At 59.8% G+C, this 19051-nt stretch carries 11 protein-coding genes; 4 read left to right on the forward strand and 7 right to left on the reverse strand.

Annotated features, from left to right (window positions below):
- Positions 1 to 75 precede the first annotated feature (75 nt).
- Positions 76 to 1485, forward strand: coding sequence for a GntR family transcriptional regulator MpaR (gene mapR / locus FJD34_RS01770; RefSeq protein ID WP_032860373.1), 1410 nt, complete (start codon positions 76 to 78; stop codon positions 1483 to 1485).
- A 237-nt stretch (positions 1486 to 1722) separates the two neighbouring features.
- Here the strand turns inward: mapR and FJD34_RS01775 are convergent, their stop codons facing one another.
- The gene (locus FJD34_RS01775) at positions 1723 to 2613 is read right to left on the reverse strand and encodes a LysR family transcriptional regulator (RefSeq protein ID WP_032860375.1); all 891 of its coding nucleotides are present in this window, start codon (positions 2611 to 2613) and stop codon (positions 1723 to 1725) included.
- A 166-nt stretch (positions 2614 to 2779) separates the two neighbouring features.
- Between FJD34_RS01775 and FJD34_RS01780 the strand changes: the two genes are divergently transcribed.
- The 3 genes from FJD34_RS01780 (at position 2780) to FJD34_RS01790 (ending at position 6666) form a co-directional block, all read left to right on the forward strand.
- Complete coding sequence (locus FJD34_RS01780; RefSeq protein WP_032860376.1) at positions 2780 to 3862, forward strand: 4-oxalomesaconate tautomerase; 1083 nt, start codon at positions 2780 to 2782, stop codon at positions 3860 to 3862.
- A gap of 154 nt (positions 3863 to 4016) precedes the next feature.
- On the forward strand, positions 4017 to 5321 hold the full coding sequence (locus FJD34_RS01785) for a CitMHS family transporter (protein WP_032860377.1): 1305 nt from the start codon (positions 4017 to 4019) through the stop codon (positions 5319 to 5321).
- A 91-nt stretch (positions 5322 to 5412) separates the two neighbouring features.
- A complete protein-coding gene (locus tag FJD34_RS01790; RefSeq protein WP_090291119.1) occupies positions 5413 to 6666 on the forward strand; it encodes an OprD family porin in 1254 nt (417 codons plus the stop codon).
- Between the two features lie 33 nt (positions 6667 to 6699).
- Here FJD34_RS01790 and FJD34_RS01795 read toward each other — a convergent pair whose 3' ends face one another.
- The 6 genes from FJD34_RS01795 to FJD34_RS01820 all read right to left on the reverse strand — a co-directional run bounded on the left by FJD34_RS01795 (position 6700) and on the right by FJD34_RS01820 (position 18945).
- Entirely contained in the window at positions 6700 to 7446 is a 747-nt protein-coding gene (locus FJD34_RS01795) for an SDR family oxidoreductase (protein WP_090291118.1), read from the reverse strand.
- 77 nt (positions 7447 to 7523) lie between these two features.
- Positions 7524 to 9614 (reverse strand): putative bifunctional diguanylate cyclase/phosphodiesterase, encoded by a 2091-nt coding sequence (locus FJD34_RS01800; protein ID WP_090291117.1) that lies wholly within the window; start codon positions 9612 to 9614, stop codon positions 7524 to 7526.
- Between the two features lie 280 nt (positions 9615 to 9894).
- On the reverse strand, positions 9895 to 11442 hold the full coding sequence (locus tag FJD34_RS01805; RefSeq protein WP_082445589.1) for an efflux transporter outer membrane subunit: 1548 nt from the start codon (positions 11440 to 11442) through the stop codon (positions 9895 to 9897).
- Positions 11439 to 14546: an efflux RND transporter permease subunit gene (locus FJD34_RS01810; protein WP_065943004.1), complete on the reverse strand. Its 3108-nt coding sequence runs from the start codon at positions 14544 to 14546 to the stop codon at positions 11439 to 11441. The genes FJD34_RS01805 and FJD34_RS01810 overlap by 4 nt, the downstream gene beginning before the upstream one ends.
- Complete coding sequence (locus FJD34_RS01815) at positions 14543 to 17644, reverse strand: MdtB/MuxB family multidrug efflux RND transporter permease subunit (protein ID WP_032860383.1); 3102 nt, start codon at positions 17642 to 17644, stop codon at positions 14543 to 14545. Before FJD34_RS01815 ends, FJD34_RS01810 begins: the two co-directional genes overlap by 4 nt.
- The gene (locus FJD34_RS01820; RefSeq protein WP_090291116.1) at positions 17641 to 18945 is read right to left on the reverse strand and encodes an MdtA/MuxA family multidrug efflux RND transporter periplasmic adaptor subunit; all 1305 of its coding nucleotides are present in this window, start codon (positions 18943 to 18945) and stop codon (positions 17641 to 17643) included. Before FJD34_RS01820 ends, FJD34_RS01815 begins: the two co-directional genes overlap by 4 nt.
- Positions 18946 to 19051: the final 106 nt, after the last annotated feature.

The raw sequence follows: 19051 nt of genomic DNA on the forward strand, positions 1-19051 counted from the left end.
CTGGGAATCAATAAATCCCCCTGTGGGAGCAGGCTTGCTCCCACATTTGGAAACATGTAGACCATTAGGATCACGATGAAACGCTACGAGAAATTTGCCGACGACATCGCTGAACTGATCCGCTCCGGTGTCCTCGGACCGGGCCAGCGGGTACCGTCGGTGCGTTATGCCAGCCAGACCTACGGCGTCAGTCCATCCACGGTGTTCCAGGCCTATTACCTGCTGGAGCGCCGAGGCCTGATCCGTGCGCGGCCGCGCTCGGGGTATTTCGTCAATACCCATGCCCCCAGCCCGTTCTCGGAGCCGGCGGTCAGCGCCCATGTACACGAATCCACCGAAGTGGACGTCAGTGAGCTGGTGTTTTCGGTACTCGATTCGATCAAGGACCCGCAGACCGTGCCCTTTGGCTCGGCCTTTCCCAGCCCGATGCTGTTTCCGCTGCAACGCCTGGCCCGTTCCCTGGCCAGCGCCAGCCGCGAGATGGACCCGCGCATGGTGGTCACCGACATGTCGCCGGGCAACCCACAACTGCGTCGGCAAATTGCCCTGCGCTACATGGTCGGCGGGTTGATGTTGCCCATGGAGGAATTGCTGATCACCAACGGCGCCCTCGAAGCACTGAACCTGTGCCTGCAAGCGGTGACAGAGCCGGGCGACCTGGTAGCCATCGAAGCCCCGGCGTTCTATGCCTGCCTGCAGGTGCTGGAGCGCTTGAAGCTCAAGGCCGTGGAAATTCCCGTACACCCGCGCGATGGCATTGACCTGAAGGTCCTGGCCCAGACCCTGGAGCGCTACCCGATCAAGGCCTGCTGGTGCATGACCAGTTTCCAGAACCCCATGGGTGCAACCATGCCCGAGGCCAAGAAGCAGGAGTTGGTCGAACTGTTGCGCGGGCATCAAGTGCCGCTGATCGAAGACGACGTGTATGCCGAGTTGTATTACGGCCAACAGGCGCCCAAGCCAGCCAAGGCCTTCGACACCGAAGGCCTGGTGATGCACTGCGGCTCCTTCGCCAAGAGCCTGGCCCCTGGCTACCGCGTCGGCTGGGTGGCGGCAGGCCGTTATGCGCAAAAGATCGAACGCTTGAAGTTAATGACCTCGCTCTGTGCCTCGATGCCGGCCCAGGCAGCCATTGCCGACTATTTGCAACACGGCGGCTACGACCGGCACCTGCGTAAGCTGCGCTATGCCCTGGAAGAACAGCAAAGTGCCATGCTTGCCGCCATCGCCCGCTACTTTCCGGCGCAAACCCGGGTCAGCCAACCGGCCGGTGGCTACTTCCTGTGGCTGGAGTTGCCGGAACAGACCGACTCGCTGAAATTGTTCCAGATGGCACTGGCCCAGGGCATCAGCATTGCGCCGGGGCCAATCTTTTCGCCAACCCAGCGCTTTCGCAACTGCATCCGCCTGAACTACGGTAGCCCCTGGGATGAGGCGGCGGAAAAGGCGATGGAGACGCTGGGGCGGATTGTGCGTTCGTTTTAACAGGAGGAATTGGAACCGAATCTCGCGGTTAGTCCACTTTGTTGAATGCCATTTCACAGATTGGAGACGGTTTTTCCGAATTGGGAGTCGTCATCCTGCACAACTCGGAGGCTGACCGCCTGGACCCGTTCGCCCGAGAAGGCTACTCGGTGCTGCACAGTTTCTGATGCTCTGATGGTGTCCGCGTTGCGTTCTGGGTCCCGGCTTGACGAGACGGCGGTTCTGAGCGGCGGGAGGTCACTTTTCCCACTGTTCGAGCAGTATTGAGACAAACTTTTCTGCTGCGGGGGACAGAGAGGCGCCTCGTCGGTAAACCAGCCCCAAGGATCGATTCACAATGGGCTCTATCAAAGGAACGCTCACCAATGTCGGATGATCCACGGCAGGCATTGCCAGGCTGGGCATTGCAGACACGCCTAGCCCGGCTTCTACCAAACCCAACGACGTCGACAGGTGTTGGACCTCATAGAACCACTGCGGACGCCAGCTCAAGCCTGACAAGGCATGGTCGAGCAACATCCGGTTGCCGCTTAGGCGACCGACGCCGATAAGACGATAATTGCTGAGTTCTGACCAGGTTACCGAGCTGCGCTCGGCCAGTTCATGATCACGTCGACAAGCCAACACAAAAGGCTCGTTGACCAGTGGCACGAACTCTATGTCGGGGTGCTGGCCACTCATCATATTGATGCCAAAATCGGCTTCGCCGCGAAGTACAGCCTCCAGTCCTTCGTTAGCGCTAAGGTCCAGCAAGCGGATGCGGATTTGTGGATAGCGCTCGTTATAGAGGCGGATCACCGAAGGGAGAAAGTAGAAGGCGGCAGTTGGAATGCACGCAAGGGTAACCCGGCCGCTCTGGCGCTCTGCCAGCTCCCGGATGTTAAGTATTGAATCGTCGAAGTCATCCAGTAAGCGCCGTGCCTTGGGCAGGAAGTCTCGCCCGACGCTAGTCAGGCTGACTCTCCTTGTCGTGCGATCAAGCAGTGACGTTCCCAGCCCCTCCTCAAGTTTTTTCATCCTGCGGCTTAGTGCTGGCTGGGATAGGTTCAATGCATCAGCAGCTTCGTGAAAGCTTCCAAGTTCAGCGATTTTCACGAAAGATCGAATGTCATTCAGCTCATAATGCATTTTTTTATCTCTCCAGAAGGACACGATGAAGCGTAGTCATCCTAGATAACTCATTTGCCATACGCAATAATCAGGCTGATATTTGCATTGGATACAATTTTAAAACCTTGAGACTCTTGCTCACAAGACATCAATTACCCCGATTGATTAAAAAGAGTCAGTGTCTATGCAACGAATTCCCTGTGTGCTTATGCGCGGTGGTACTTCCAAGGGCCCAGTTTTTCTCGCATGGGATCTACCCGTTGCGATCGAAGAGCGCGATGAACTGCTGCTCAATCTCATGGGCTCTGGCCATGAGTTGGAAATTGACGGTATCGGTGGTGGCAGCCCACAAACCAGCAAGGTTGCGATCGTCAGCCCGTCACTGCACCCCGACGCGGATGTCGACTATCTGTTCGTACAGGTCATGGTCTCCCAGCGCCGCGTAGACACAGCGCCCAATTGCGGCAATATGCTATGCGCCGTTGGCCCATTTGCCATCGAGCAGGGCTTGGTTAAAGCCTCCCAGGACCAAACTCGCGTGCGTATTCGCAACATCAATACGGGAACGTTTGTAAATGCAGAGGTACAGACCCCAGGCGGGAAGGTCAGCTATGAAGGCGACACGGCTATAGATGGAGTGCCTGGTACTGCCGCTGCCGTGCAACTCACCTTCCTCGATGCCGCAGGTTGCAAGACCGGTAAACTTTTCCCAACGGGGCAAACGCAGGATCTGATCGACGGCATTGCGTTGACTTGCATCGATATGGCGATGCCCATGATGATCGTTGAGGCTGGCCAATTGGGTAAACGCGGTGATGAGACCCCAGCAGAACTGGATGCCGATAAAGCGTTTCTGCACCGTTTAGAGTCCCTGAGACTGCAAGCGGGCCGAGCAATGGGCCTGGGTGACGTCAGTGACAAAGTGATTCCCAAGCCTGTATTGGTGTCGCCGGCGAGGGTTGGTGGCACGATTTCGGTGCGCTATTTCATGCCGCACAGCTGCCATCGCGCCTTGGCTATCACAGGTTCAATTGGCTTGGCCACAGCGTGCGTCACCCAAGGTAGTGTGGTCGCACAGTTGCTCGGCGAAGCGAGCGAGCCACGGTTGAACCAAGTGCGAATTGAACATCCAAGTGGCGCAATAGACGTTGTGTTGTCCTACACAGGTGCGCATGCTGAGACCATTCGCGCTTCAGTAGTGCGAACATCACGTAGGTTGTTTTCCGGTTATGTCTACGCCACGGGCTCCCAGCGACTTGCCGGATAACGCCCCTTGGTCATGCCGGTCAAGGCTGACCTGAAACCGCTTCAATATTCACTGAATGTTCCCGCTGGGCAATGTCTATCGTGCCGCCTGGCGGGTTCGCGGTTGTACGCCTGCGCGTCGGCCACGCAACTCACAATAACAAGAGAATCAACCTATGCTCGCATTGCTTGGCTTGGCCATGGTGGTGGTGTTCACCTTCCTGATAATGACTAAACGGCTTTCGCCAATTGTCGCGTTGACAGTGGTGCCAATCATCTTTGCTGTCATTGGCGGCTTTAGTGGTACCACTGGCAAAATGATGCTAGATGGCTTGAAAATGGTCGCGCCTTCAGCAGCACTTTTGCTGTTCGCCATTCTATTTTTCGGCCTGATGATCGACGCCGGGCTGTTCGACCCGCTGATTCGCAAGATCCTCAAGCGAGTCAATGGAGACCCGATAAAGATCGCTGTCGGTACCGCGTTGCTCTCATTGGTGGTAGCCCTGGACGGTGATGGCACGACTACTTACATGATTACCTGTGCGGCGATGCTCCCCCTTTACAAACGCATCGGCATGAATCCCATGATCCTGGCGACCATCGCCATGCTGTCATTGAGCATCATGAGTGGAATGACTCCCTGGGGTGGCCCGGCGACTCGTGCTATCGCCGCGCTAGGCCTGGATGCCGGTGAATACTTTGTTCCCCTGCTACCTACCATGATTGGGGGGGCAACATGGGTAGTCTTCACCGCGTTTCTGCTGGGTCGAGGCGAACGCAAGCGGATCGGTAATATCCAGCTGGAGAGTGGCGGTGGCAACTGCTACATAAAAGCGATACTCGAAGACACCCCGCACAAACGCCCAAAGCTGGCCTATGTCAACCTGCTGCTGGTCATCGTGGTGATGGTCGCGCTTGTGATGGGGCTTATGCACTCCGCGATCCTGTTCCTCATCGGGTTTGTATTGGCGCTAATGATCAACTATCCGCAGCTGGATATTCAGAAGGAACGTATTCTGGCTCACTCGGGCAACGCCATGACCGTGGTACTTCTGGTCTTTGCAGCGGGTATTTTTGCCGGGATTTTTTCCGGCACGAAGATGGTCGACTCTCTCGCGCAAACCCTGGTTGACTGGATTCCGCCGTCTTGGGGGCACCTGTTCCCTCTCGTGGTGGCGATTACCAGCATGCCCCTGACGTTTGTCCTTTCAAACGATGCCTATTACTTCGGCGTAGTACCTATCCTGGCGAATGCCGCGGCCGCCTATGGCATTGATCCGCTAGAGATCGCCCGTGCTTCGATTCTCGGTCAACCGGTACACCTGATGAGTCCGCTGGTAGCCTCAACCCTGTTATTGGTCGGTATGGTCGATCGAGATATCGGCGACTTCCAGAAAGCCACGTTCAAATGGGCGCTGCTCACATCCCTGGTCGTTACCGCACTCGCGCTGCTGACCGGGGCGATAAGTCTCTTCACCTAACTCACCCAGGCTGCTTCTTTTTTTCTAACGCCCCTCGCCAGCGGGGAGCGCAATACCCTGCACCTCAAATAACAACAATGAGTCGTTTGCCATGAGCACTTTTTATACCCGCCGAGCGATACTTTCTCTTCTGGGCCTATTACCGTTGGCCAGCGTCAACGCAGATGGTTTTATCAATGACAGTAAACTGAAGTTGCAATTACGTAACGTTTACTTCAATGAGAACTTTCGCGATAAACATGGTTTAAGTGCCAAGTCCGCGAGGACGGCGAAGAGCGAGCGAACCGAATGGGCCCAGGGATTTTTGCTGGATTATCAGTCGGGGTTTACCCAAGGCACCCTCGGGTTTGGTGTTGATGCACTGGGGTTGCTCGGGTTCAGACTTGACTCCGGACGTGGTCGCAGCGGCACTGGCTTGCTGCCCGTCCATGATGACGGCCGTGCAACTGAGGCATTCGCAAGTCTGGGTGTGACTGCAAAGGCTCGACTGGCCAAGACCACGGTCAAATATGGCACCTTGCTACCCAAGACTGCAGTGCTGATCTATAACGATGCTCGCCTGTTGCCGCAAACCTATCAAGGTGCTCAATTCAGCAGTATCGATATCGAAAGCCTTACGCTGACAGGGGGTTATTTAGATCGATTCAAACTGCGCGATTCTACTGACAGCGTGCCGATCGTGCCTGACGGTTATACCGGTGATAAATCCGCAGACTTCAGTTATGCCGGTGCGGAGTACAAACTGGGGAAAAACGTTCGCTTGAGTTACTACTACGGTGAGCTGGGAAATTTTTACCAGCAAAACTTCGCGGGTATCCAGCACGACTTAACGTTAGGTAACGGCGTATTGACCAGCGATTTACGTTATTTCAACAGCATCGATAGTGGGTCTGCCTACGGCGGTAAGATCGACAACAACATGCTGAGCGGGCAACTCTCCTACACCATCTCTGGCCATACGTTTGGTGGTGGATACCAGGCCTTGAGTGGCGATGCCGGGTTGCCCTACATCAGCGGTGCAACGGTCTACTCGTTTAGCAACGCGGGTATCGGTAAGTTTATCGAAGAGGATGAAAAAACCTGGATGCTCAACTACGGCTACAATTTTTCTGCCCTCGGCGTGCCTGGCCTCACGCTCTCCATGCGCTATCTGAGCGGCAACGACGGCAAGTCCAACACCACGGTTAAAGAGTGGGAGCGTGATGCCGAACTGGCTTATGTCGTACCACAAGGCACCTTTAAAGGCCTGGGCGTGCGGTTGCGCAACTACGTTTACCGCGCTGATTACGCCCGGGGTCGCGATAGCAACCGCCTCTACTTGACCTACGACATTGCGCTCTGGTGAGTCGCCCCCCGCAGTCTGAGCAACAGCTGTAGGTTATCGGCCACCGCCCAGGTCAACAAATGTCCCGGTGGCATAGGACGCCTTGTCCGAGAGCAGCCAGACAATCGCTTCCGCCACTTCATCCGGGCGCCCGCCACGGGCCATGGGAATGCCCGATTCAAGCTTGCTGACCCGGTCCGGGTCGCCGCTCAGGACGTGAAAGTCGGTGAAGATGTAACCAGGGCGCACTGCATTGACCCGAATCCCCTCGCCCGCCACTTCTTTGGACAACCCGATGGTGAAACTGTCCAGTGCGCCCTTGGACGCCGCATAGTCCACGTACTCGCCCGGCGAACCCAGGCGTGAGGCCACCGACGAGACATTGACGATACTGCCGCCCTGCCCGCCATGCCTGGGCGACATGCGCAGAAGCGCATGCTTGGCGCACAGGATCGGGCCCAGCACATTGGTCTTGAGGATTTTGAGGATGCGGAACTCGGACATCTCATCGACCCGCGACTTATGCCCGACGGTCCCGGCATTGTTGACCAGTGCGGTGACGCGGCCCAATTCGGTATCGACCCGGTGGAACAGGCTGATCACTTCATCTTCGATGCTCACATCGGCGCGCACCGCAATGGCCTGGGCGCCCAGTGCGCGGACCTGCTCCAGCACACGCAACGCGGCTTCTTCGTCGGATTGGAAGTTGATACAGATGCGATAGCCCTGACGGGCCGCCAACAAGGCCGTGGCGGCCCCGATGCCACGACTGCCACCGGTGATGATGACGACTTTGTCCATGTGTACTGACTCCCGATTCAACCTGAGCTGTTGGATCCAAGAATACCTGTGCCTGCCAGGTTTTGCATGGGCCGGGGTCAATTGATCTCAGGGGCAGGAGGATGTTCCTTGGCCACGATGGCACTCATGAATGTATCCGGTGGCAACGGATGGCCCAGGTGGTAGCCTTGCAGCGAGTCGCAGCCCAGGCGCGTGAGGAAGTTCTGCTGCACATCGGTCTCGACCCCTTCGGCCACGATACGCAGGCCGAGGGCCTGGCCCAGGGCGACAATGGCCGAGACGATGGCGGCATCGTCGCTGTCATGTTCAAGATCACGGACAAAGCCGCGGTCGATTTTCAGCTCGTTGGCCGGCAAGCGCTTGAGGTACATCAGGCTGGAATAGCCCGTGCCAAAGTCGTCGATGGACAGGTCAACGCCCATTTCCGAGAGTTTTTGCAACACCGTCATGCTGGCATCGGCGTCGCTCATGGCCGTGGTTTCGGTGATTTCCAAGGTCAGGCTATTAGCGGGCAACTGGTGGCGTTGCAGGGCGTTGGCGACGCTGGCGACCAACCCGGCATGGCAGAACTGCAGGGCTGACAGGTTGACCGCAATGCGCCAGTCACGATAACCCTGGGCAAACCACACTTGCATTTGGCGGCATGCTTCGTTGAGCACCCAATCGCCAATGGCGATGATCAGCCCGGTCTTTTCTGCCAACTCGATAAACTTGTCCGGCAGCAACAGGCCATGTTGTGGATGCTCCCAGCGCAACAGGGCCTCAGCGCCGATGGCGCGGCCGCTGATCGCGTCGAACTTAGGCTGGTAATACAGGCGAAATTGCTGTTGCTCCACCGCATTGCGCAGGTCTTGCAACAGTTGCAGTTGCTTGCGCGCGTTGGTGTTCATCGACACATCGAAAAAACTGTAGCCGTTCTTGCCCATGCCCTTGGCGTGATACATCGCAGCATCGGCATTCATCAGCAGTTCCTGGGGCGTTTCGCCGTTACCGGGGAACATCGCGATGCCGACGCTCGCGGAAATGTTCAGGTCATGCTCCGCTACTCGGAATGACTTGTTGATCAGCCCGACCTGACGCTCGGCCAGGCGCAGGGCATCGTCGGGCTGGGACAATTGCACCAGCAGTACGAACTCATCGCCGCCGATCCGGGCCAGGGTGTCCTGGCTGCGCAGGTCTTCACGCAGGCGCAGACCCACCTCACGCAACAACTGGTCGCCCAGATGATGGCCAAAGGCATCGTTGACCGGCTTGAAGCCGTCCAGATCAATAAACATCAGAGCAAAACAGCCGCCCTGCTCTTCGACCAATTGGGTGGCCTGCTGGATCCGGTCCGCCAGCAAGGTACGGTTTGGCAGGCCGGTGAGCGTGTCGTGCAAGGCCAGGTGGGTGAGTTCCTGGTTGGCCAGGGTCAGGGAGTCGGCCAGCACGGCGGTGCGCGCTTCCAGCCGGGCGTCGAGCAATGAAGTCAACAGAGCGATGGCCAGTACCGCCAGGGTGGTCACCAGCACCAGGTTGGCCAGGCCGCTGCCGCTCAGGCCATCCACCGATGCCCCGCAAAAACTGCCATCGGCAAAACGCGCGGCAGCCATGCCGGTGTAATGCATGCCGACGATAGCGATACCCATCACTACCGCTGCGCCGCCCCGTGCCAGGCGTACGTAAGGGGTATTGCGCCGTAGATTGAAGGCGATCCATAACGCGGCGGCCGAAGCCCCTACCGCAATCAGCAATGAGGCGCCAAACAGCGTAGGGTCGTAGTCGATGCCCGGCGTCATGCGCATGGCGGCCATGCCGGTGTAGTGCATGCTACTGATGCCTGCGCCCATGATCAGGGCACCAAAACCCAGTTGCCAGATAGGCAGGCGCGATTGGTTGACCAACCACAGGGCGAACCCGCAGGAAAAAATCGCGATCACCAGCGACAACGCCGTAATGCCGATGTCGTAGCCCAGCGCGATCGGCAGGCGGAAGGCCAACATCCCGATAAAGTGCATCGACCACACACCAATCCCCATGGCCAACGCCCCGCCGGCCATCCACAGGTACACCGCCCGGCCCTTGGCCGTGGCGATGCGGCCGGTCAGGTCCAGGGCGGTATAGGACGCAAGGATTGCCACAAACAGGGAAATGAGGACCAGTGCGGGGGAATAGGTGCCGGTAAGCATGGGTTTCTCATGGATGGCGGTGCGAACGGCGTCCGTGCCGCAGGGGAAAAGTTCGGGATTGTAGCGAGAATAATTCTTGAGTAGTTGAAATATTATCACAAGGCCATTACTGGCTATTCGCCCTTCCCTATCCACATCAAAGCGCGGAGCTGCGCCCTGTAGGAGCGAGCTTGCTCGCAAGAAACATCAACGATAACGCGTGCTACCAGAGTAAGCGCGTTGTTGTTGCGTTCTTCGCGAGCAAGCTCGCTCCTACAGGGGAGATGCGGGAGATTCACAATCAGGGTTTTGCGTCTGCCTGCATCTGGCCGTCCCATCCGCCGCCCAGCGCGGCGATCAGTTGCACGCTGGCGACCAGTCGGGTTTGTAGCAGGGTCAGTACGGTGCGCTCGTTGCTCAGGGCCGTGGCCTGGACATTGACCACATCCAGGTAGGCGATCAGACCCGCCTTGTACTGGTTCTGGGTCAGGCGCAAGGATTCACGGGCTGATTGCAGCGCTTCGTTGCTCACGCCTGCCTCATCCTCCAGGACTTTGAGCTGGACCATGTAGTTTTCCACCTCGCGGAAACCGTCGAGTACGGTCTGGCGGTACTTGGCCACGGTTTCATCGTAAGACGCTTCGGCGCGATCGACTTGTGCCGAACGCTGCCCGCCGTCGAACAAGGTCATCGCCAGTTTGGGCCCCACCGACCAGAAACGGTTCGGCAGGCTGATCCAGTCGGCGTAAGTGCTGCTGGAGTAACCACCGGCCAGGCTCAGGGTCAGGTCCGGGTAGTAGGCGGTTTTCGCCACGCCGATATTGGCGTTGGCGGCGATCACTGCACGTTCTGCCGAGGCGATGTCCGGGCGGCGCTCCAGCAGTTGCGATGGCAGGTTGGCGGGAATCTGCGGCAGTGCGGGAATGTCCTGGCTCACCGCCAGGTTGAACGTGGCCGGAGCCTCCCCGATCAGCACCGCGATGGCGTTTTCCAGCTGTGCCCGCTGCCAGACCAGGTCGATCATGCTGGCTTGGGTGCTTTTAAGCTGGGTTTGGGCCTGGGCCACTGCGTCTTTGCCGGAGACCCCCGCGCGGTACTGGTTTTCAGTCATTTGCAGCGAGCGCTGGTAGGTCTCCACGGTGGCTTGCAACAAGCGCGTCTGTTCGTCCATGACCCGCAGTTGCAGGTAGTTCTGCACCAACTCCGACTGCTGGCTCAGGCGCATGGCGGCAAGGTCGGCGGCGCTGGCTTGCTCACTGGCGTTGCTGGCCTCCAGGCCACGACGCAACTTGCCCCAGATATCCGCCTCCCAGCTCACACCCAACTGCGTATTGAGGGTATCGCGGATACCGCTGCTGGAGCTGCTCAAGCTCGCATTGCTGCTGCCGGTGCCCTGGCTGGCGCGGGTTTTCCCGGCGCTCAGGTCGATCGTCGGGAAGAATGCGCCCCGGGAGCTACGCGCGGTGGCCTGGGCCTGGCGGTAGCGGGCCTCGGCCTGGGCCACGGTCTGGTTGGCGTTGTTGAGCTTGTCCACCAGGCTGTTGAGTTGCCGGTCGCCATACAGCTCCCACCAGGCGCCACGGGCCAGGGCATCGCTGGGCGCCGCCTGGCGCCAGCCCTGGGCCTCTTTGTACTGCGCCGGCTCAGCCACTTGCGGGCGCTGATAATCGGGGCCTATGGCGCAGGCGCTGAGTAGCACGCCGCAAAACACCAATATTGACAGCCGTCCTGTAGGAGCAAGCTTGCTCGCGATGGTCTCAAGGGCACCGCGTACATTCAGACAGAGTGCGTTATGGTTGGCGTTTTTCGCTGGCAAGCCAGCGCCTACAGGGAGGTGCGTTGCGGTCATAGCGGAGTATCCAGGGCGGCGTCGGTACGCACCCCGCGCCAGCCGTTGAAACGGTGGCGCAGGCGGTCGAGATAGAGGTAAACCACCGGGGTGGTGTAAAGGGTCAGGATCTGGCTGAACACCAGGCCGCCGATAATCGTCAGGCCCAGGGGCTGGCGCATTTCCGCGCCTTCTGCGGTGCTCAGCAGCAGGGGCAAGGCGCCGAGGATCGCTGCCAGGGTGGTCATCAGAATCGGCCGCAAGCGCAGCAGGCACGCGCTGCGGATAGACTCCAGGGGGTCCATGCCATCCTTGCGTTCCAGTTGCAGCGCCAGGTCGATCATCAGGATCGCGTTTTTCTTCACCACGCCGATCAACAGGAACAGGCCCAGCAGCGAGATCAGGCTGAATTCGGCGCCCAGCACGTAGATCGACAACAGCGCGCCAACCCCGGCCGACGGCAAGGTCGAGAGAATGGTCAGTGGGTGGATATAGCTCTCATAGAGAATTCCCAGCACCAGGTACACCGCCACCAGCGCGCCGAGGATCATGAACGGCTGGCTTTTCTGGGTGGCGGCGAAGGCATCGGCGGTACCGGCCATCTTCGCAATCACATCCTCCGGCAAGCCGACCTTGGCAATCGCCCGCTCGATGGCGGCTGTGCCCTGCTCCACCGTGACCCCGGGTGCCATGTCGAAGGCAATGTCTTCTGAGGCGAATTGCCCTTCGTGGCTGACGCGGTCGTCGGCCAGGCTGTTTTCGTAGTGGGCGATGGTCGACAGCGGGATCCGCGCGCCATCGGCGGTAATCACCTGTACCTGATTGAGGGTGATCGGGTCCTGGGCGTACTTCGGATTGACCTCCATCACCACCCGGTACTGGTTGAGGCTGTCGTAGATCGTGGAAATCTGCCGCTGGCTGTAGGCGTTGTTCAGCACCGAGGTGACCATGTTCATATCCACGCCCAGGCGCTTGGCCTGATCACGGTCGACAATCAGCGTCACCTGTTGTGCGCCACGGCCTTCGCGAGCGTCGATGGCGGTCAGTTCCGGCAGTTCACGCAAGGCGGCGACCACTTTCGGGTACCACAGGCGCAAGGCGGCCAGGTCGCCACTTTGCAGGATGTAGGAGTATTGCGACGACGTCTGGTCGCGGCCACCGCCAAACTGCAGGTCCTGGTCGGCCATCAGCATCAAGCGGCCACCCGGCACCGGCGGCACGTTTTTGCGCAGGCGCTCGATCACCGCCTGGGCCGACAGCTTGCGCTCCTTGATCGGCTTGAGGCGCACCAGCATCACTGCGTTGTTGGTGCCGTTGCTGCCACCGATAAAGCCGGCCACGCTTTCCACTGCTGGGTCTTGCAGCACGGCCTTGCGGAAGATTTCCATCTTTGGCTGCATGACACTGAATGACAGGCCGTCATCCCCGCGTACAAAACCGATCAGTTGCCCGGTGTCCTGCTGCGGCATAAAGGTTTTTGGCACCACCACATACAGTGCGATATTCACACCAATGGTCACGAACAGACTGAGCAGCGTCAGGCGCTTGTGCCGCAGGACCCAGTCCAGGCTGCGGGCGTAACCGGCCACCATCTTATCGTTGACCTTCTGGCTCCAGCGCTGCAAACCGGTCTCCTGCCCTTTGACATGGGGCTTGAGCCAGCGGGCGCAGAGCATCGGGGTCAGAGTCAGCGAAACCACCAGCGAAACGATGATCGCCGCCGCCAGGGTGATGGAAAACTCACGGAACAGACTGGTGACAATCCCGCCCATGAACAGGATCGACAGGAACACCGCCACCAGCGACACGTTCATCGACAGCAGCGTGAAGCCGACCTCCTTGGCCCCCAGGTACGCGGCCTTCATCGGCGCGATACCGTCGTCGATGTGCCGGGAAATGTTCTCCAGCACCACGATGGCGTCGTCCACCACCAGGCCGGTGGCGAGGATCAGGGCCATCAGCGACAGGTTGTTCAGGGAAAAGCCATAGAGGTACATGATCGCAAAGGTGCCCACCAGTGACACCGGCACCGCCAGGGTCGGGATCAGCGAGGCGCGGAAGTTGCCGAGGAACAGGTACACCACCAGGATCACCAGGGCCACGGCAATCAGCAGGGTCATTTCTGCTTCGTGCAAGGTGGCGGTGATCACCGGCGAGCGGTCCATGGCGAGGTTGAGCTTGACGCTGGACGGCAGCACCGCCTGCAGCGCCGGCAACTGGGCCTTGATCTGCTTGACGGTCTCGATGATGTTGGCACCGGACTGGCGGTTGATCACCAGCAACACGGCTGAGTCGTTGTTGAAGAACCCGCTGTTGTAGCGGTCCTCGACACCGTCGCTGATCTTGGCCACGTCACTCAAGCGCAAGGCAGCGCCGTCCTGGTAGCGGATCAGCAACGGTTCGTAGTCCTTGGCCTTTTCCAACTGGTCATTGGCCTGGATCTGCCAATTGCGCAGACCATCTTCCACCGAGCCCTTGGGCCGGCGCACGTTGGCATTGGCAATGGTGTCGCGCACTTCGTCCAGGGATACGCCGTACTGGTCCAGGGCCTTGGGTTCCAGTTCGATGCGCACCGCCGGCAGGGAACTGCCGCCGATCTGCACTTCGCCCACGCCCGGCACCTGGGACAGGCTTTGCGAGAGGATGGTCGAGGCCAGGTCGTAGAGCTGGCCCTTGGGCAACACATCCGAGGTCAGCGACAGCACCATGATCGGCGCCTGGGACGGGTTGATCTTCTTGTAGGTGGGCATGCTGCGCATACCGCTGGGCAACAGGTTGCGCGAGGCGTTGATCGCCGCCTGCACCTCCCGCGCCGCGCCGTTGATATCGCGGTCGGAGTCGAACGCCAGGATCACCCGGGTCGAGCCCTGGCTGGAGGAACTGCTCAGGGTGGTAACCCCGGCAATCGCGCCGAAGGAACGCTCAAGCGGCGTGGCCACGGTGGAGGCCATCACTTCCGGGCTGGCACCGGGCAAGCTGGCAGACACCACGATCACCGGGAAGTCGATCTGCGGCAACGGCGAGACCGGCAGCAAATTGAAACTGACGCCACCCAGCAACATGATCGCCAGGCTCAGCAGCATGGTGGCTACCGGCCGGCGAATAAAAGGTCCGGACAGGTTCATGGCTCAACCGGCTCCAGCGCTTCGGGGGGCTTGCGCCAGCGACGGCCAAGGCGATCAAAGTACAGGTAGATCACCGGGGTGGTGAACAGCGTGAGGATCTGGCTCAACAGCAGGCCACCGACCATCACCAGGCCCAGGGGTTGGCGCAACTCGGCACCGGAACCAGTAGCGAGCATCAACGGTACCGCACCGAACAAGGCTGCCAGGGTGGTCATCAGGATCGGCCGGAAGCGCAGCAGCGCCGCCTGGTAGATCGCGGTCTGCGGGTCCAGGCCCTGGTTGCGTTCGGCGTCGAGGGCGAAGTCGATCATCATGATCGCGTTCTTCTTGACGATGCCGATCAGCAGAATGATGCCGATGATCGCGATCATTCCCAGGTCATTGCCACTGAGCAGCAACGCCAGCAAGGCCCCCACCGCAGCCGATGGCAGGGTCGAGAGGATGGTGATCGGGTGGATATAGCTCTCGTACAGCACGCCGAGCACGATGTACATGGTCACCACCGCCGCCAGGATCAGCAACAAGGTGCTCGATAGCGAGGCTTCGAACGCCTGGGCTGCCCCCTGGAACTGAGTCTGCACGCCGACCGGCATGCCGATGTCCTTCTGCACCTGGTTGATCAGTTCCACACCTTTGCCCAGGGCCACGCCGGGCGCCAGGTTGAACGACATCATCACCGCCGGGAACTGGCCGATATGGGTAATCGCCAGTTGGGCCTGGCGCTGCTCGACACGGGCCAGGCTCGACAGGCGAACCTGGCCGCCATCGGTGGTTTTCACATGGATCTGGTTCAGCGCATCAGGCCCCAGGCTTTCGCCGGACTGGGCCTGCAACACCACGCGATACTGGCTGGCCTGGGTGTAGATCGTGGAAATCTGCCGCTGGCCGAAGGCGTCGTACAAGGCGTCGGTGATATTGGCAACCGAGACGCCCAGGCGCGAGGCCGCGTCGCGGTCGATCACCATGTAGACCTGCAAACCCTTGTCCTGCAGGTCGCTGGCCACGTCGGTGAGTTCAGGCAACTGACTCAGGGCCTGGACCAGTTTGCCGCTCCACAGCGCCAATAGATCGGCATCCGGGGACGACATACTGAATTGATATTGGGTGCGACTGACGCGGTCTTCGATGGTCAAGTCCTGCACCGGCTGCATGAACAGGCGGATCCCCACCAATTTGTCCAATGCCGGTTGCAGGCGGGCGATCACCTCGACGGCACTCAGGTCCCGCTCCTTGTGGGGCTTGAGGTTGATCAGCAGGCGACCACTGTTGAGCGTGGCGTTATCACCATCCACACCAATGTAGGACGACAGGCTGTCTACCGCTGGATCTTCAAGGATGATCTTCGCCAGTTCTTGCTGGCGCTGGCTCATGGCAGCAAAGGAAATCGACTGCGGGGCTTCGGAAATACCCTGGATCACCCCGGTGTCCTGCACCGGGAAGAAGCCCTTGGGTACCACCATATACAACACCACGGTCAGGCCCAGGGTGGCGACGGCCACCAGCAGGGTCAGCGGCTGGTGCTTGAGCACCCACTGCAACTTGCGCCCGTAGGCGGCCACCAGCCAGTCGATCCAGGCGCCGCTGGCTTTGTAGAAGCGGCCCTGTTCCTCTTCCTTCGGTTCGCGCTTGAGCAGGCGTGCGCACATCATCGGCGTCAGGGTCAGGGACACCACCAAGGAGATGAGGATGGCTACCGCCAGGGTGATGGCAAATTCGCGGAACAGCCGACCGACCACATCAGCCATAAACAGCAACGGGATCAAGACCGCGATCAGCGACAAGGTCAGGGAAATCAGGGTAAAGCCAATCTGCTTGGCGCCCTTGAGCGCGGCGGCCATTGGGGTCTCCCCTTCCTCGATATAGCGGGAGATGTTCTCCAGCATCACGATCGCATCGTCCACCACAAAACCGGTGGCGATGGTCAGGGCCATAAGGGTCAGGTTGTTGATGGAGAACCCGGCCAGGTACATCACGCCAAAGGTGCCGATCAAGGACAGCGGCACGGCAATCGACGGGATGATGGTGGCGCTGAAGCGGCGCAGGAACAGGAACGTCACCATCACCACCAGGGCAATGGCAATCAGCAATTCATGCTGCACATCGGTGACCGAGGCGCGGATGGTCTGGGTGCGGTCGGTAAGGACTGTCACGTCCAGGCCCGCCGGCAGGTTGTCGGTGATGCTCGGCAGCAGCGCCTTGATGCGATCCACCACCTCGATCACGTTGGCTCCAGGCTGGCGCTGGATATTGAGCAACACGGCCTGGTTTTCATTGGCCCAGGCGGCAAGGCGCTCGTTCTCGGCGCCATCGACGATTTGTGCGACGTCTTTCAAGCGCAGCGGTGCACCGTTGCTATAAGCCAGGATCAGTTCGGCGTACTGCTCAGGTGACACCAACTGGTCGTTGGCGTCGAGCATCGAGACTCGGGTCGGGCCGTCAAAGTTACCCTTGGGCTGGTTGACGTTGGAGGCGGCGATCAGGCTGCGCACGTCCGCCAGGTTCAAGCCATTGGCCGCCAAGGCCTCGGGGTTGACCTTGATCCGCACCGCCTGGCGTTGGCCACCGGCAATGCTGACCATGCCAACGCCGCTGATCTGCGCGATTTTCTGCGCCATGCGCGTATCGACCAGGTCATTGAGCTTGGGCAGCAGCATCGTTTTAGACGTGATGGCCAGGGTCAGCACCGGCGTGTCGGCCGGGTTGACCTTGTTGTACACCGGCGGTGCGGGCAAGTCCGACGGCAACAGGTTGCTGGCCGCGTTGATCGCTGCCTGCACCTGCTGCTCGGCGACGTCCATATTGACGTCGAGGTTGAAGCGCAGGGTCAGCACGGAGGCGCCACCGGAACTGGTGGAGGCCATCTGCGTGAGACCGGGCATTTGCCCGAACTGGCGTTCCAGGGGTGCGGTCACCGCGCTGGTCATCACGTCCGGGCTCGCGCCGGGGTACAGGGTCATGACACGGATGGTCGGGTAATCCACCTGGGGCAAGGCCGACACCGGCATCAGGCGATAGGCAATCAGGCCGGCCAGGACAATGGCCAGCATGCTCAGGGTGGTGGCGACGGGCCTGAGGATGAACAGCCGTGACAGGTTCATGCGCCGGCCTTTTGCGCCTTGCCAGCATCCGCCGCCGGGCTGCTTTCGCCTTGTGCTGCGGGTTTGCCCTGCAAATGTTCGGTTGGTGTGGTTGGCACCTGGTTGCTGTCGTTGACCACCTCTACGTCGGTGCCGTCCTTCAGGCGGTCGGTGCCTTCCAACACCACGCGGTCGCCAGCGGCCAGGCCGTCCTTGACCACGGTGTTCTGGCCATCGGTATCACCAATGACCAGCGTGCGGATCTTGACCTTCTTGTCACCGTCCAGGGCATAGACAAAGGTGCCATTGGTGCCGAACTGGATCGCGGCCGAGGGGACCAGCACCACGTTTTTCAGGGTGTCTGCCAGCAGGCGCACGTTGACGAATTGATTGGGGAACAACACCTGGTCCTGGTTATCGAAGCGCGCCTTGAATTTCAAGGTGCCGGTGGCGACGTCGATCTGGTTGTCCAGGCTCTGCAACACGCCGGTGGCTTGTAGTTGCACATCGCCACGATCCCAGGCCTGCACCGGCAGCTTGTTACCTGTGCGATAGCGGGCCAATACGGTTTGCAGGGTATTTTCCGGCAGGGTGAACGCCACGCTGATCGGCTGGGTCTGGGTGATGATTGCCAGGGCGGTGGTGTCGTTGGCCGCTACCAGGTTGCCGACGTCCAGTTGGCGCAGGCCGACACGGCCGGAGATCGGCGCGCGGATCTGGGTGAACTCAAGGTTGAGCTTGGCGTCATCCACCGCGCCCTGGTTGGTCTTGACCGTGCCCTGGTATTGCAGGACCAGCGCAGCGGCGGTGTCCAGGGTCTGTTTGGCGATACTGTCCTGCTCATACAGGCCGCGATAACGCTCAAGGTCGACCTGGGCGTTTTTCAATTGAGCCTGGTTTTGCAGCAGCGTGCCCTGGGCCTGAAGCAATGCGTTCTGATAGCTGCGCGGGTCGATTTGCGCCAACAGGTCGCCAGCCTTGACCATTTGGCCCTCTTCAAAGGCTATCTTGACCAGTTCTCCCCCGACCCGGCTGCGCACGTTGATGGTGTTCAATGCGGTCACGGTACCCAGCGCCTTGTAGTACAGCGGGAAATCCCCCGTCACTGCTGGCGCGACACGTACCGGCACCGCAGCGCCCGAACCACCGAAGCCGGGACGCATCATCCCCGTCTTGCTGGTCCTGGCTGCCGGGGCGTCTTTCTGGACGGTGCCAGCAGGCCAGAACTTCCAGCACAGGCCGGCGACCACCAACAGGACAAGCAAGCCAAACAGCCAGCGGCGGGAATTGCGGGGAGACGATTGCATGGATTGATCAACCATTGGATGCGAGGGCTTCTTCTTTGGGAGGCTGAAAGATAAGCACTGGAGCGCGTTTAGAGAAGCGCCTTTACCGGCTATTTACCTTCAGGCTTACAAACATTTACTT

It is taken from the genome of Pseudomonas brenneri, from assembly GCF_007858285.1.
Taxonomy (GTDB): domain Bacteria; phylum Pseudomonadota; class Gammaproteobacteria; order Pseudomonadales; family Pseudomonadaceae; genus Aquipseudomonas; species Aquipseudomonas brenneri.